At 52.5% G+C, this 14930-nt stretch carries 13 protein-coding genes and 1 tRNA gene; 5 read left to right on the forward strand and 9 right to left on the reverse strand.

What is annotated here, in order from left to right:
• Positions 1 to 140 precede the first annotated feature (140 nt).
• Positions 141 to 407, forward strand: a complete 267-nt coding sequence (locus B051_RS0105620; protein ID WP_245539586.1) for a hypothetical protein — start codon at positions 141 to 143, stop codon at positions 405 to 407.
• A 90-nt stretch (positions 408 to 497) separates the two neighbouring features.
• The gene (locus B051_RS0105625; RefSeq protein ID WP_157578525.1) at positions 498 to 833 is read left to right on the forward strand and encodes a hypothetical protein; all 336 of its coding nucleotides are present in this window, start codon (positions 498 to 500) and stop codon (positions 831 to 833) included.
• A 53-nt stretch (positions 834 to 886) separates the two neighbouring features.
• On the opposite strand, the gene B051_RS0105630 is transcribed toward B051_RS0105625, so the two are convergent.
• Positions 887 to 1120 (reverse strand): hypothetical protein, encoded by a 234-nt coding sequence (locus tag B051_RS0105630; RefSeq protein ID WP_018477208.1) that lies wholly within the window; start codon positions 1118 to 1120, stop codon positions 887 to 889.
• A 231-nt stretch (positions 1121 to 1351) separates the two neighbouring features.
• Here B051_RS0105630 and metG point away from each other — a divergent pair, with 231 nt between their 5' ends.
• Complete coding sequence (metG, locus tag B051_RS0105635) at positions 1352 to 3391, forward strand: methionine--tRNA ligase (protein ID WP_018477209.1); 2040 nt, start codon at positions 1352 to 1354, stop codon at positions 3389 to 3391.
• 123 nt (positions 3392 to 3514) lie between these two features.
• Here metG and B051_RS0105640 read toward each other — a convergent pair whose 3' ends face one another.
• On the reverse strand, positions 3515 to 4696 hold the full coding sequence (locus B051_RS0105640; RefSeq protein ID WP_018477210.1) for a Pycsar system effector family protein: 1182 nt from the start codon (positions 4694 to 4696) through the stop codon (positions 3515 to 3517).
• Positions 4697 to 5097: 401 nt separating this feature from the next.
• Here B051_RS0105640 and B051_RS20945 point away from each other — a divergent pair, with 401 nt between their 5' ends.
• Positions 5098 to 7059, forward strand: a complete 1962-nt coding sequence (locus tag B051_RS20945; RefSeq protein ID WP_018477211.1) for an adenylate/guanylate cyclase domain-containing protein — start codon at positions 5098 to 5100, stop codon at positions 7057 to 7059.
• Between the two features lie 33 nt (positions 7060 to 7092).
• Here B051_RS20945 and B051_RS0105650 read toward each other — a convergent pair whose 3' ends face one another.
• From B051_RS0105650 to purL, 7 genes are all read right to left on the reverse strand, one after another.
• Complete coding sequence (locus B051_RS0105650) at positions 7093 to 8358, reverse strand: MFS transporter (RefSeq protein ID WP_051080643.1); 1266 nt, start codon at positions 8356 to 8358, stop codon at positions 7093 to 7095.
• A gap of 95 nt (positions 8359 to 8453) precedes the next feature.
• Positions 8454 to 9329, reverse strand: coding sequence for a hypothetical protein (locus tag B051_RS0105655; RefSeq protein WP_026236211.1), 876 nt, complete (start codon positions 9327 to 9329; stop codon positions 8454 to 8456).
• Between the two features lie 32 nt (positions 9330 to 9361).
• The gene (pth, locus tag B051_RS0105660; RefSeq protein WP_026236212.1) at positions 9362 to 9925 is read right to left on the reverse strand and encodes an aminoacyl-tRNA hydrolase; all 564 of its coding nucleotides are present in this window, start codon (positions 9923 to 9925) and stop codon (positions 9362 to 9364) included.
• 229 nt (positions 9926 to 10154) lie between these two features.
• Positions 10155 to 10739, reverse strand: coding sequence for a 50S ribosomal protein L25/general stress protein Ctc (locus B051_RS0105665; protein WP_033316738.1), 585 nt, complete (start codon positions 10737 to 10739; stop codon positions 10155 to 10157).
• A gap of 141 nt (positions 10740 to 10880) precedes the next feature.
• Entirely contained in the window at positions 10881 to 11810 is a 930-nt protein-coding gene (locus tag B051_RS0105670) for a ribose-phosphate pyrophosphokinase (protein ID WP_018477216.1), read from the reverse strand.
• Between the two features lie 167 nt (positions 11811 to 11977).
• Positions 11978 to 12050, reverse strand: a tRNA-Gln gene (locus tag B051_RS0105675).
• Between the two features lie 105 nt (positions 12051 to 12155).
• Positions 12156 to 14372: a phosphoribosylformylglycinamidine synthase subunit PurL gene (gene purL / locus B051_RS0105680; protein ID WP_018477217.1), complete on the reverse strand. Its 2217-nt coding sequence runs from the start codon at positions 14370 to 14372 to the stop codon at positions 12156 to 12158.
• A gap of 235 nt (positions 14373 to 14607) precedes the next feature.
• On the opposite strand from purL, the gene B051_RS0105690 reads away from it, so the two are divergent.
• Positions 14608 to 14847 carry a hypothetical protein gene (locus B051_RS0105690; protein ID WP_157578527.1) on the forward strand — a complete coding sequence of 80 codons (240 nt, stop codon included), beginning with the start codon at positions 14608 to 14610 and terminating at the stop codon, positions 14845 to 14847.
• Positions 14848 to 14930: the final 83 nt, after the last annotated feature.

The following is a 14930-nucleotide window of genomic DNA, read 5'->3' on the forward strand; positions in this document are numbered from 1 at the left end:
CGGACAGGTATGGCTTGTTTTTACAAGCCATACCTGTCTACCTCTTTACTCTTACCTTCTCAAACTCCTAAACTCTCAAACTCCTCAACTCTTACTTCCCTCGCCCGTATTTTCTATCCAACACTAACGAGAACACAGACATGACAGAACTACACTCTGAATCCCAAAATATAGAGAACTTGGCCCAGTGCATCATGGATGCCTTTAAAGAGCAGAACCTGGAGGCCGGAAACGTGCTGCAGTACCAGGAGCTATACCCATACCTGCAGGAGCGCTATCCCAAGTACAAAGACGTGCAGAAGGAGGCGGAGCACCACCTGACCAAACTTGCCTACGTGACACCTGCCCCAGAAGGGCTGATGCTCACCCAAGTTGGATACAATAGCATGGATAAAGGCGTGAGTTAAAAATACCGCTTTTATACTTTTTCATTCGTATACATAGTATAGGAGTCTCTGTAGTGAGGCTTTATTTTACTATTTTGAGAAGATACAGCGATGAGAAAGTATATAAATTGGATAGGAGGGCTAGCGATGTTAGGTATGGCAGGCTGTACGTCGCTGTCGGAGGGCAGTGGCGGTACCTTGCCGCCGAATCCAAACCATACCGAGCGGGTACGCATGGGGAACACAGACAACACGCTGCTGCGGCGGCAAATGGGGGGACAGGCGAGCGAGATTAACCGGAAACGCAACATCGAGGAGTTTGACCGAAACGAGCCGGCTACCACACCGCCTGAGCTGAGGCCACAGCAGCTGCCCAATGCCCCCGTCGACACGACCCGGCACCGGGTAGTTCGTCCGCTCCCTACCCGTCGGCCGATAGACCAGTAACAGACTACATGCTTTTTAAACAAGAAGCGCTGCCTCATCGGGCAGCGCTTCTTTTATTTTTTGTCTCTCAGGTCGCTTACGTCTTCTATCTCGTCCTCGTCTCCCAGATGGAGTTCATCCGGTTCCAGGTCTACGTACACTTCATTGTCGGGTGGGGTGGTCTCCGATTCGCGGTTGGGCCGTGTGCCTTTAGGAGCCGGGTTGTCAGACACTTTGTTCCGGTCTTTGTCCTCGCCCAGATGGCCGCTGTCGCTCTTCTTCTCATGGAAGTTATCTTTGTTCTTCATGCGTTCAGGATGAATTGGTTTACGTTGAGACAGGTATAGCTGCGTGCCAGATTGGTTTCGCCAGATGCAATGCTATACCTGCTCGGCTATACCTGTATCCGGGTATAGCCGGTTTATCGTTTACGGAAAAGCAGCGGGCTGGTCCGGCTATACCTGCCATTTTTTTGGATTGGCGGGCGGGTGCGGTGCAATCCGGCAGTCTTCGTATATTTGTCCTCTTAAACAGAACCCATGGCTGAAAACTATAAACGATATACCGTAACGGCGGCTTTGCCTTATGCCAACGGACCCGTGCACATTGGGCACGTGGCCGGCGTATACCTGCCTGCCGACATTTATGTGCGCTACCTGCGCTCGCAGGGGCGTGATGTGAAGTTCATCTGCGGCTCCGATGAGCACGGTGTTCCCATTACCATACGCGCCAAAAAGGAAGGCGTGACGCCGCAGCAGGTGGTGGACAAGTACCACGCACTCATGCAGCAGGCCTTCGCCGACTTCAACGTATCGTTCGACATCTACTCCCGCACCTCCTCCCAGACGCACCACCAAACGGCTTCCGACTTTTTCCTGAAGCTGTACAACGACGGCAAGTTCGTGGAGCAGACCACCCAGCAGTACTTCGACGAGAAGGCGCAGCAGTTTCTGGCTGACCGCTACATTGTGGGCACCTGCCCCAAGTGCGGCAACGACAATGCCTATGGCGACCAATGCGAGAGCTGCGGCACCTCCCTCAACGCCACCGATCTCATCAACCCCAAAAGCACTTTGAGCGGCGCGGTTCCCGTGATGCGCGAAACCAAACACTGGTACCTGCCGCTCAACGACTACGAGGCCTGGCTGCGCGAGTGGATTGTGGACGGCCACAAAGGCGATTGGAAACCGAACGTGTACGGCCAGTGCAAAAGCTGGATAGACCAAGGGCTGCAGCCGCGCGCCGTTACCCGCGACCTGGACTGGGGCGTGCCGGTGCCGCTGGAAGGCACCGAAGGCAAAGTACTCTACGTGTGGTTTGATGCGCCCATCGGTTACATCTCCGCCACCAAGGATTTGACGCCGGATTGGGAGACCTACTGGAAAGACCCGGAGTCGAAGCTGGTGCACTTCATCGGCAAAGACAACATCGTTTTCCATTGCATCATCTTTCCGAGCATGCTCAAGGCACACGGCGGCTACGTGCTGCCTGACAACGTGCCGGCTAACGAGTTCCTTAACCTGGAAGGCGACAAAATATCCACATCCCGCAACTGGGCGGTATGGCTACACGAGTATTTGTTGGACTTTCCGGGCAAAGGCGACGTGCTGCGCTACGTGCTGTGCGCCAATGCCCCCGAGACCAAGGACAACGACTTCACCTGGAAAGACTACCAGGCCCGCAATAACAACGAGCTGCTGGCCATCCTAGGCAACTTCATCAATCGGGCCGTAGTGCTCACACAGAAGTACTACAACGGCGAGGTGCCGGCCCGTGGTGAGCTTACAGACTATGACAGAGAGGTGCTAGGCGTGCTGGAAGGTATGCCGATGGTGATTGCCACTTACATTGAGCGCTACCGCTTCCGCGATGCGCTGAGCGAACTGATGAACCTGGCCCGTCTGGGCAACAAGTACCTGGCTGACACCGAGCCCTGGAAACTCATCAAGACGGATGAGGAGCGTGTGAAGACCATTATGAACATCGCGCTGCAGATTTCGGCTAGCCTGAGCATCCTGATGGAGCCGTTCCTGCCAACTTCTGCCCAAAAACTGTCCAACATGCTCAATCACCCTCTTGGCAATTGGAGCGCCGCTGGTTCTGCTGACTTGCTGGCTGTAGGCCATGTGATTGGCACTCCAGAATTGATGTTTGAGAAGATAGAGGACGCCGCCGTAGAGGCGCAGGTACAGAAGCTGCTCGATACAAAGAAGGCCAACGAAGCCGAGACCGCCGTAGTGGAGCCAGCCAAAGAGAACATCTCCTTCGAAGACTTCTCCAGAATGGACATCCGCATCGGTACTATTTTGGAAGCTGAGAAAGTGGCCAAAACCAAGAAGCTGCTGAAACTGAAGATAGACACAGGTATAGACCAGCGCACCGTGGTGAGTGGTATAGCCGAGTTCTTCAATCCGGAGGAAATCATCGGGCAGCAGGTGAGCATCCTGGTGAACCTTGCCCCTCGTGAAATCAAAGGCATCACCAGCCAGGGTATGATACTCATGGCCGAGAACGCCGATGGCTCACTCGCTTTCGTGCAGCCCAGCAAGGCGGTGAAGAACGGCGGTACGGTGTCCTAGAAGGAACCACTTTTCATCACAAAGCCTCCTCTGTAGCTTTACAGGGGAGGCTTTGTTTTTATAGGGAAGTCCTGTTTCAACCGCAGCAGTGTTCCAGCAGAGCAATATCCAGTACAGCGCCGATTATGGTCTTAGGAATAACCAGGCAACGATGTAACTAATCAGAACGGCTCCTAGGCCAATCGCGAAAACAGTGTAGGCTAGTTTCAGAAGGCGATACTTCCGGGCAAGTACCTGCCCCTGTATGTAAATATTGTCAGCCATGCTGTTGTAAAGCAGGTCGTGGTCACGCATGATGTTCCGTATGCCATCTCTGTAAGTGCCGGAGTCAAGCCGGACAAAATCCCCAAAGAACAGAAAATCTACCTTGTTCTCGGGTATGGCTGCGTTCTTGATGTTCGGCCGAGTGGAGCGTATGGCCAGTATGACGGTTATGAGGCAAACCACTGTGAGTAGGATGGACGGCAGCAACAGGTGCGGCACATCCTGAAACTTGTTAAAGAAGGACGAAATCATGATAGAGGCGATGATGGCATTGACTGAGACCAACATGTTCGCCTTGTTGTCAGCTATGACGCTTAGCTGAAGGTGACTGGCCATTGTCGTCCTGAACATGGTTTCGATCCCCTTGCTTACTTTCTGCTCTTTCTCCTTCCTGAGGTCTTTTTTCAACTCCTTGTTTTCCTCCCACAGGGTTTCCAGTTCGGCGTTGTCTTTGCTCAGCTCCTTTCGCCTCTTCTTTAACAGCTTCAGGTTGTCTTCTTTACCACCGGAGAAGGCACGCTTGGCATATTTTGTATAATAATAATGCTTTTTTAGGAGGCTTATGTGCTTGTCAATCCAATCATACTGCCCGACTTTTGTACTGGCATCCGCCGCCTTCTTTTCTGCCTTTGGTACATAATCGTCTGAGGCCAGGAAGCTGGCTACGGCATCGCAGAGAGCTTCCTCCAATACATCATTTGGCTGCTGCGGGTAGCGGGTAGCTGCTATGGTTTGGGAAATCTTCAGTATTTCTGCCGTGGTCAGACCGCAACTCGCCAAGAACTCCGTGACAGGCAGTATTTTTTGCTCTTCCAGCAGTTCCCCTGATTCAGTATAATACAAATCGTGCAGCCAAGCAGCCAACAACAGCAGCTTGGTATCGTTCTCGTTGAAGTCACAGAACTTACTGATGGCCTCTGCCACGGCGACCAAGGCCTTTGTATGCTGTAGGTCAAATCCCACACTTTCATTTGTTCCCGCTATTGGGAGTCGGTGTTCTACAAAGACATTGGCTCTATCCAGGATATCATCTTCAATCATGGCCGTATCATTTTAGAATTCCTCTTAATCTGGGCATTCACCGCAGCTACCTTTTCTTTAGAGTGAGCATTGGGTGATTGTTTATATTTCGTATTTGTTAGGTAAATTAAATTCTAGCTCATTTTTATCCTAGTGAACACGGATGTTATTTGGTTGATGTACACTATTTTATAGTGATGTGCCGATTTTGTGCTGCCACCGCAGCCCCATATAAATCAATGAAGACTGGTGAAACGCCTTTGAAAATCTGCTCTACAGGTTTGGTTAAGAATGTGTTTGCTACTGGTATTCGTTTTGACCGTATCGTCGTAAATGTAAAGTATTGAATGTCAGTCTGTATTTAATCTGGTTCATTAGTAAATTTCCGCATCATGAGTCAGTTTCGACAACTTGCAGCCATTATGTTCACAGATATCGAAGGGTATACTGCTATCATGCAGCACAACGAGCAGCAAGCACTGGCACTGAAGGACCGGCATCGGCAGGTCCTGCAGCGGGAGCACCAACTGTATAATGGGCGAATCGTGCAGTACTACGGCGATGGCACGCTGAGCATGTTCCAAAGTGCTGTCGAGGCAGTAGAGTGCGCGCTGGCTATGCAGCTGGCGTTCCGGCAGGAGCCACAGGTGCCCGTCCGGATGGGGCTGCACATGGGCGATGTCGTTTTTGATGGGGAGCAGTTGTTCGGGGATGGCGTGAACCTTGCCTCCCGCATCGAGTCCTTGGGAGTGGCGGGCAGTGTCCTAATTTCTGATAAAATACAGGCTGAAATCGCAAACCACCCGGATATAAAAACCTACTCAGTAGGGACTTATCAGTTCAAGAATGTGGCGCGGAAGGTGGAGGTATTTGCCCTGGACCATGACGAACTAGTGAAGCCCAGCCCTAATTCCCTGAAAGGGAAAACCGAAGTAAAGAAGAGAAATACATTAAGAACAGCCAAAAAGCCTTCTGCTAAGAGCATTGCTGTACTCCCTCTCGTGAATATGAGCAATGACCCGGAGCAGCAGTACTTCAGCGATGGTGTGGCCGAGGAGATAATCAATGCGCTGTCCAACCTGAAGGACCTACGAGTGGCAGGACGGGCCTCCTCCTTTAAGTTTGGTAGGGAGAACGTTGACCTGAAAGAAGTGGGGGAGAAGCTCGGTGTGAGCACCGTACTGGAGGGCAGCGTACGAAAACAGGGAAACAAGCTGCGGATTACGGTGCAGCTCACCAAAGTGGACGATGGATTCCATTTGTGGTCTGAGAGGTATGATGGGGACATGGATGACATTTTTGCGATACAGGATAAAATCGCCAACGCCATCACCGAGAAGATGAAGGTGACTTTGTTAGGGAAAAGCCGCAGCAAAATCAGGGAGTCCTCTACCCACAACACCGAGGCCTATGAGCTATACCTGAAAGGGAGGTTCTTCCTGAACAGGCGAGGCGTGTCTATTGTAACCGCCATAAAATTTCTGAAGCAGGCCATTGAGCTGGACCCGGAATTTGCCCTGGCTCATGCCGAGTATGCCGATGCCAACCTGATGGCTGGTCTGTATGGGCTCTTGCCGCCAAACCAGGTGATGTACAAAGCAAAGCAATCGGCTGAGACAGCCCTGAAGCTGAACCCTTCGCTCTGCGAGACCTATTGTGCGCTCGGCTCCTACTACTGCTATGTCTGGGACCTACCGAAGGCCGAGAAAAACTTCTTGAAATCGCTGGAGCTCAACCCGAGCTATGCGCCGGCACATGTCAGGTATGGACTGAACTACTTGGCCTGGATGAAGGGAGAATTTGCCAAGGCAGAGGAGCACGGAAGGATGGCCATAAAACTAGAGCCATTGAGCGCTATCTGTTTCGGTATCTATGCTCAGATTCTGCATGCCGGGGAAAAATTCAAAGAGGCGCTGGAAACCTGTAAAACCGGATTGGAACTCGACCCCCATTCGTTTCTGTGCCTGCTGTATGAAGGATATTCCTACCTGTTTCTGCAGCAGTACGAGGATGCACTGGCCTGTTTCCACCACTTAATGGAAGCATCAAACAAACACAGTTTTGTGCATGGCGCCTTGGTTATGACGTTGTGCAAGATGGGGAACCTGGAGGAAGCACGCAAAGAGCTGGATAACCTGAAGGAAAGGGCGAAACATGAGTACATTGTGTGCACTGTGATAGGTATAGCGGCAGGCTGGATGAATGATAATCTGGATGAGGTCTTCTATTATCTTGAAAAGGGTTATGATGAGCACGACCCCTTGCTTGTTTCACTCAAACACGAGCATTGGGTCTCTGACGCGGTCAGAGCAGACCCACGCTACCAGAAGCTACTGGAGAAAATGAATTCACCCAACAAGCTCCATTTCCAGGGTGAGTATTAGGAATGCCTAGCTCCGGAAAATCTGCCGGACCTGTCACCCCACAACGATGCCCGCCTCGCTCGCCGCTACGGCAGGTTGGCTGTTCAGACGCTGTCGCTCCATGTGCTGCACCACCCAGTAAAAACCCAAAGCGGTTATAACCGATAAGCCGCCCGTGCTCCACCACAGGGTATCGAAGCCATACTTAGAGGCAATGGTGGTACCCAGGTATGGCGCCACCACATGGGCAGCCGAGTAGGAGATGGTATACAGTCCCATGTAAGAGCCCCTGTTGGCCTCTGTGGAGCGCTCTACCGCGATGGTCGCCATGAAGGGCATGGCCAGTATCTCGGAGAGGCTCAGCAGCGCCATGGCGGCATATAGGATGCTCACCTGCTCCGTAAGGTTCAGCAGCACATACGATGCGCCCAGCAGCAGCATACCCGATACAATCAGCACCGACTTCCGGACTTTATCTCCTATCAGGTATACAGCAATCATCTCCAGCATGAACACGATGAACCCGTTCAGGGCCAGCAGGCTTCCTATACCTGTTTCTGATAGCTTGTATACCTGCCGGTAGTAGAGCGGCAGCGTGGTGATGAACTGAAAGAAGATGCTGGCAAAGCTGCAGCACAAGAGTGTGAACAACAGGAACGGAACATCGCGGTAAGGAGAGCGGGCAGAAGACAATGCGGCCGTCTGCTCCTTTTTCTGACGCTGCGGCCGGTGCCCCTGCTGCTTCCGGAAATAAATGAAAAAGAAAATTCCGGCTGAGATACAAGTGATACCGTCAGCAATAAAAAGCCAGCGGTAGGAGATGGCCGCCAGGAAACCACCGAGCGCCGGTCCGATGGAAAAGCCCAGGTTCAGCGCCATGCGGTTGAGCGAGAAAGCCCGGGTCACGTTCTCAGGGCGGGCGTAATAGGCGATGGAGGCAGAGTTGGCAGGCCGCAGCGTGTCGTTGACGAGGCTGAGGATGAACACGCCTGCCGCCATGTACTCGAACTGGCGCAGGTTGAGCAGCAAAAAATACAGGCTTCCGCCCAGTGTCAGACTCAGGAACTGCACCTTGAAATGCCCGATACGGTCTGTGAGCCAGCCGCCCAAAAAGGAGCCGCACACAGAGCCTAGCCCGTAGATACTCAGCATCATGCCCGCCTCTTTCAAGGAGTAATCGAGCACCTCGGTCAGGTATACGGCCAGGAAAGGAGTTACCATGGCGCCGCTCCGGTTGATGAACATCACCAGCGACATCATCCAGGCGGGGCGGGAAAGTCCCCCAAAGGCGTTGCGGTAAAGAAGGAGCAATCGTTTCATGGCTGTTGTTGGAGTGTCTGGTTCCGGAGCAGGTATGTCGCCACTGGACTTGCGCTGCATGCGTCAGCTGTTTGACTCCTTGTGATTATACTGTATTAGTTTTTTACAAACGCGATAGGCTTTACCGGGAACAGCTTATCCACCAGCTTCAGTAGCCGGATGCGTGTGTTCTTCACCTTCTTGCGAATGGGCAATCGTTTGAAATCAAACTGCTCCATGCGCCGGATGTCTTGCTCCAGGGTATAGGACTTGAGCAGCGACTCCAGGAAAAAGGCCGTGATGGCCTCGTTCCAATCGTCTTTGGTGGACCAGTAGTGACCAATCCAGGGGCTGGCGGGCTGCAGGCCGTAGGTATGGTCCAGGGCCACGGCAATGGCGAACTGCTCAATCAGGCGGCGAGTCACGCCGGCGGCGCACATGTCGTCGCAGATGTGCAGGGCCAGCCGGATGGCCTCCAGGTTCTTCTGGGCAGGTATAGCCACCACGCCAGCGTTCCACATGCTGCTTTCGGATGTGATGGTCACGCCGCCGAAGGGTTTGCCCTGCACCTGGCTCCACATGGTCGTCTCTGTCTTACTCTTCAACTCCGACAGTTTCCCTTCCTGCTCATGCATGAGGGCTATTCCTTGCGCTAGCTTCTGGAGGAAGTTCTCCAGGTCCTGGTACAAAAAAGTATCGGAATCGAGGTATACCACCGGGTGCTGTCCACCGCTCCTGAGCATGAAATCCTCTATCGCCTTGATTTTGATGCGCCAGAAAAAGTCGTGCTGCCCCTTCCATTCCTGCAGCTGCGCCTCCGTCACCGGCACCACGTTCACAAACTGCCCCAGGTGGGTATAGAACTCCGGGTGGTCGGTGTAGATGTTGATGGAGTTGACCTTCTCCCGCTGCTTCAGGAAAGACAGAATACAGAAATTCGCCTGGTAGTGGTTCTTGATGTTGGGCCCGAAGGTCAGGAAAAGTAAATCCATAGTAATCATTTTATCCGCCTGCTGGTGGCTGATTATTTGGTGTTATACTGGTTCATGGTGCGCTCCAACCCGATGCTGCCGAAGGCAATCACCGATTCGGCCGCTTTCTCAATCAGCGTCTGCAGCTCGGCCTGCTCGTCGTTGCTGAACGTGCTGAGCACATAGTCTACCTGTTTGCCTTTGTGAAAGGAGTCGCCCACCCCGAAACGCAGACGCGGGTAGTTGTTGTGGCCCAGTGTCTGCTCGATGTGCTTCAGGCCGTTGTGCCCGCCGGCACTGCCCTTGGCGCGTATGCGTATTTTGCCGAACGGCAGTGCGATGTCATCTGTAATCACCATCATCTGTTCAGGCGGCAGCTTCAGGCTGTTCAGGTAGTGGCCCACGGCCTTGCCGCTCAGGTTCATGTACGTGGTGGGCTTCACCAGCACATAGGTGCGGCCCTTGCTCTTTATCTCGGTGACGAAGGCGTGGCGGCCGGTGTCGAATTTGCCGTCAAACTTCTGTGCCAGGTAGTCCAGCACCATAAAGCCAATGTTGTGGCGCGTCTCCGCGTATTCCGGGCCGATGTTGCCAAGGCCCACAATCAGGTATTTCATACTGGTGTCTTCGGTAGTAGCAGCGGCTCTCTGCTCAAGGCCCAGCCACTGCTGTATTCGCTTGATTGTTGTATTGCTCAATTGTTAGCTTGTTGATGCGCGTGGCAAGGCATTGAAAAAGCAATTTAGCCATTTCATGATGAAACAGTCGAGCCTTCCATCAAAAACAAAAAAATCCTGCCCTGCTCGCAGCAGGACAGGATTTAGATTGCCTTTGGAGCAGCAGGAATTATTTCTTGCCGCGTGTCTCTTCAGCCTGTGCGCTCTTAAGGGCACGTGGGATAGTAACGGTTGCTACCGGAGCAAGCGGGTTGGTCAGGATTTCGTAGTCACCCTTCGCGATTTTGCTTACTTTGATAGACTTGCCAAGCTCCAGGTCAGAAATGTCGACCTCGATAGCGTCCGGCAGGTATGCAGGAAGCGCTTTGATTTTCAGCTTGCGCAGTTTCGTCACGAGCTTGCCACCGGCCAACACGCCTGGTGATACGCCCACAAACTTAACCGGAACGTCAATTTTAACCGCCTTGTCGTCCTGCAGCAGCAGGAAGTCAACGTGCAGCAGCATTTCGTTCACTGGGTGGAACTGTATGTCCTGAAGGATGGCTCTGTAGTGCGTTCCTTCGATATTCAGGTCTACTTCGTATACTTCTGGAGAATAAACTAAGTCTCTGAACAGGATAGCTGGTGCGTAGAAGTGAATTTGCTCAGCGCCGCCATATAATACACCTGGTACATAAGACTCATTACGCAGCTCTTTCGTCTGCGCTTTGCCGAGATTTGCTCTTTTAAACCCTATAATCTCTAAAGTTTTCATAAAAATGAATTTGTTAAAATTTTCAGGCCACAAAGGTATGGCTTTTATTTAGAATTGTTGAAGGCTTAGGTGTTTAATTGTTAAGATTTGTTTCTTTAAGAGAATCAACAATTTAACCATTGAGCTATATAACAATCTAGCTTAAATAAACAGCGAGCTGATAGACTCGTGCGTCACCACGTTGTTGATGGCGCGGGCGAACAGCTCGGAGAAGGAAAGCACCTTTATCTTAGAGCAGTCCTGACGCAACGGAATGGTGTCAGACACCACCAGTTCTTCCAGTACCGAATTCTCGATGCGCTCATAAGCTGGGCCTGACAGCACAGGGTGCGTCGCGATGGCTCTTACCGTTTTCGCGCCTTTTTCTTTCAGCAGTTTGGCCGCCTGGGTGATGGTACCGGCTGTGTCCACCATGTCATCCACCAGCACCACGTCCATACCTTCCACGTCACCGATTACCTGCATAGAGGCAATCTCGTTAGCGCGTTTGCGGTGTTTGTCGCAGACAACCATCTCAGCACCGAAGTTCTTGGCAAAGGCTCTTGTTCTTACCACACCGCCCACGTCAGGAGAGGCGAAGATGAGGTCGCTGCCCAGGTTGAGGCTGCGCAGGTAGGGCACGAAGATGGCCGAGCCGTCGAGATGATCCACCGGGATGTCAAAGAAGCCTTGAATCTGGCCGGCGTGCAGGTCACAGGTCATCAGGCGGTCAGCGCCTACGGACTGTATGGCGTTAGCCAGCACTTTGGAGCCGATGGAAACGCGTGGCTTGTCTTTTCTGTCCTGGCGGGCGTAGCCGTAGTAAGGCATCACTACAATCACTTTGTGGGCTGAGGCGCGCTTGGCCGCGTCTACCATCAGCATGAGTTCCATCAGGTTGTCGGCTGGCGGAAAGGTGGACTGCACCAGGAATACTTCTGCACCACGAACGGATTCGTTGAAGTGTGGTGCCATCTCTCCGTCGCTAAATCGAAGTAGCTCAAGGTCGCCGAGCTGCGTACCGTAAGCGGCAGCTATTTTTTCGGCTAAGTATTTGGAGGCGGAACCAGCGAAAATTTTTACCTGTGGCATAAGGCTGCTAAATGCTAATTGTTTGAAGGGTTAGGTTTAGACTATTATGCCCGCAAAGCTACAAAAATCCTGAAACATGCTATCTGATATTTCTGATTTTTAATTAGTTAGCAGAAATCGTAAAGCAAAAAAAGCAGCACCCGTTAGCGGAGTGCTGCTTTTTTAAGTTGTCCGACCAGGTTTCGAACCTGGACTCTTCTGAACCAAAATCAGACGTGTTGCCAGTTACACCATCGGACAATCTCTACTAAACTTCCGTGCCGAAGCACCGTTGTCGTTTGATGATGCAAAGATAGGCAGGCGATTTTAAACTGCAAACATTTGCCGGAGATTTTTTCTAAAATTTTAGTCCAAAATCTGCTCCAACGCTGTGTCGTAGTGCTTTTTGGCTACTGTCACGCCATGGAAATGCTCCCCGTCTATGTGGCAGTCGTGGGCGGTTACTGTGCCTAATTGAGTGAAATTCACGCCCTTATTTTGCAGCGCCTGCTCAAAGGCCGCCTGTTGCTCCGGCTTAACGGAAACCACTACACGGCTCTGGCTCTCACCGAACAAATAAGCATCTTTTCTGAAATTCCTATCGGTCTCGATGTCGAAGCCCAGCTCGTTTGGCATACCTGACTCCAGCAGCGCGATGTATAAACCACCGTCCGCCACGTCGTGCGCCGACTGCACCAGCCTACCCGCAATCACCTCCCGAATGGCGTCCTGCAGCTTCAGCTCAGCGTCTATATTGAAGAAAGGGGCAGGGGAGAGCTTCACGTTGTGGTACGAGTACAGGTACTCCGATGAGGCGATGTCGTTCTGTGAGTCTCCCACCAAATATATCAGGTCACCAGCATTCTGGAAGGCCAGCGTCATCTTGTTGCTCTTGTCCTCCAGTATGCCCAGCATACCAATGGTTGGGGTCGGGAACACCGGACCTTCATCGGAAGACTGGTTGTAGAAGCTCACGTTTCCGCCAGTCACCGGCGTGCCCAGGGCGGTGCAGGCTTTGCCCATACCTTTAATGGCGCCCACAAAGTGCCAGTATACCTCCGGCACGTACGGGTTGCCGAAGTTGAGGCAGTTAGTGATGGCCACCGGCTCAGCGCCGGAGCATACGATATTGCGTGCCGCCTCAGCCACGGCGATGGCCGTTCCCTCTTCCGGGTCGGCGTACACGTAGCGGCTGTTGCAATCCACAGTCACGGCAATCGACTTGTCTGTGCCTTTCACTTTCACGATGGCAGCGTCAGCAGGGGCGTTGGTGGTCATGGTAGAGGTACCCACCATGGAGTCGTACTGGCGGTACACCCAGCGCTTGGAAGCGATGTTCGGGTGCGTGGCCAGGAACTCGGCTACAGCCTGGTAATCCTCCGGCTCTGCCACCTGGTCTATGTTGAATTTCTTGGATTCGGCGAAGTAGGCCGGCTCACGATACTCCCGGTGGTATACCGGAGCGCCACCGCCCAGCACCAGGTCATGGGCTGGTACCTCAGCAGCCAGTTCTCCGTTCATGTAGTAGCGCAGCATGCCGCCTTCGGTCACGACACCAATCTGCTCGCAGTAAAGGTCCCACTTGTCGCAAATGTCCTTGATAGTCTGCTCATAGCCTTTCTTCATCACGATGAGCATACGCTCCTGGCTCTCGGAGAGCAGGATTTCGAACGGCACCATGTTCGCTTGGCGCGTAGGCACCTTATCCAGCCAGATTTCCATGCCGTGTTCGCCTTTGGCGCTCATCTCGGAAGTGGAGCAGGTGATACCCGCGGCACCCATGTCCTGCATACCTATCACGTGGCCCGACTGGATGATTTCGAGCGTCGCCTCCAACAGCAGCTTCTCCTGGAAAGGGTCACCTACCTGAACGGATGGCAGGTCCTTGGCGGAATCCTCGGTAATGTCTTTGGACGCGAAGGCCGCGCCGTGTATACCGTCCTTGCCAGTGGCAGAACCCACAATGAAAACCGGGTTGCCTACACCGTAGGAAGTGGCAGAGGCCGTTTCGCCCACCTTTACTATACCTGCTGAGAAGGCGTTCACCAGCGGGTTAATGTTGTAGCACTCGTCAAAGAAGAGCTCACCGCCCACAGTAGGTATACCAAAGGCGTTGCCGTAGTCACCAATGCCTTTCACTACGCCGCGTAACAGGCGCTGTGTTTTCTCGGAGCGCGGGTTGCCAAAGCGGAGCGAGTTGAGCTGCGCAATTGGGCGGGCACCCATCGTGAATATATCGCGGTTTATACCTCCCACACCGGTCGCGGCGCCCTGGTAGGGCTCGATGGCGGAAGGGTGGTTGTGTGATTCTATCTTGAAGCTGCAGGCGTAGCCGTCGCCGATGTCCACCAGGCCCGCGTTCTCTTCGCCGGCCTTGGCCAGCATGCGTGGAGAGTCCTTCGGCAGGGTCTTGAGCCAGACGATGGAGTTCTTGTAAGAGCAGTGCTCCGACCACATAACAGAAAATATACTGAGCTCTGTGAAGTTCGGAGTGCGCCCCAGGATTTGCTTTATCTTTTCAAATTCTTCCTCCAGAAGGCCGAGCTTCTGTGCTGTTTCTACTGTAGTCAGTTGTTGTTCCACGTTTTGTCTGGCTTAGGTAAACGGATGAACAAAAGTAGGAACTTATCCTATAAGAATACAGCTTTCTTGCGGTTTTTGCTCTCACTCAGCGTTTCAGGCCATACCTGCTGCCCTGCGGACGGCAGGTATAGCGGTTGCTGATATGGCAGGTGTGGATAAATATCCAAGCTTTTCTGAGAATCGTCTGTCACCATTGCGGAAAGGCTGCGTAAAGAATCCTGCAAAAGCATAGCATATGTATCTTTCAACCATGACGACCGTCAACCCTGATATGATTACGACTACCTGTGGCCGCCAACTTGACCTGAGCAATACGGAGTTGGTAATAGAGCGATCCAACAGCCTGTTCAGCTACAACATCCACAAACTCAACTCGGGGGAGTACGTCATAGCGGAGAAGTTCTATGCTAACCCGTTCAACAACCGGTATATCCTGCTCAACGACGAGCAGATTGAGATGCTCAAGAACCTTTAGTGCTATTTACTTTTTACCTAAATTACCTTTTTACCTATGCATAACTCATTAGCTTTCCGAATTTTCAGGGCTATCTGGGCGCA

It is taken from the genome of Pontibacter roseus DSM 17521 (assembly GCF_000373265.1).
Classification (GTDB): Bacteria; Bacteroidota; Bacteroidia; order Cytophagales; family Hymenobacteraceae; genus Pontibacter; species Pontibacter roseus.

Coding starts and splice junctions, on each gene's coding strand:
- B051_RS0105620 (WP_245539586.1), top strand. CDS start 141: ATGACAGAACTACACTCTGAATCCCAAAATATAGAGAACTTGGCCCAG.
- B051_RS0105625 (WP_157578525.1), top strand. CDS start 498: ATGAGAAAGTATATAAATTGGATAGGAGGGCTAGCGATGTTAGGTATG.
- B051_RS0105630 (WP_018477208.1), bottom strand. CDS start 1,120: ATGAAGAACAAAGATAACTTCCATGAGAAGAAGAGCGACAGCGGCCAT.
- metG (WP_018477209.1), top strand. CDS start 1,352: ATGGCTGAAAACTATAAACGATATACCGTAACGGCGGCTTTGCCTTAT.
- B051_RS0105640 (WP_018477210.1), bottom strand. CDS start 4,696: ATGATTGAAGATGATATCCTGGATAGAGCCAATGTCTTTGTAGAACAC.
- B051_RS20945 (WP_018477211.1), top strand. CDS start 5,098: ATGTTCACAGATATCGAAGGGTATACTGCTATCATGCAGCACAACGAG.
- B051_RS0105650 (WP_051080643.1), bottom strand. CDS start 8,358: ATGAAACGATTGCTCCTTCTTTACCGCAACGCCTTTGGGGGACTTTCC.
- B051_RS0105655 (WP_026236211.1), bottom strand. CDS start 9,329: ATGGATTTACTTTTCCTGACCTTCGGGCCCAACATCAAGAACCACTAC.
- pth (WP_026236212.1), bottom strand. CDS start 9,925: ATGAAATACCTGATTGTGGGCCTTGGCAACATCGGCCCGGAATACGCG.
- B051_RS0105665 (WP_033316738.1), bottom strand. CDS start 10,739: ATGAAAACTTTAGAGATTATAGGGTTTAAAAGAGCAAATCTCGGCAAA.
- B051_RS0105670 (WP_018477216.1), bottom strand. CDS start 11,810: ATGCCACAGGTAAAAATTTTCGCTGGTTCCGCCTCCAAATACTTAGCC.
- B051_RS0105690 (WP_157578527.1), top strand. CDS start 14,608: ATGTATCTTTCAACCATGACGACCGTCAACCCTGATATGATTACGACT.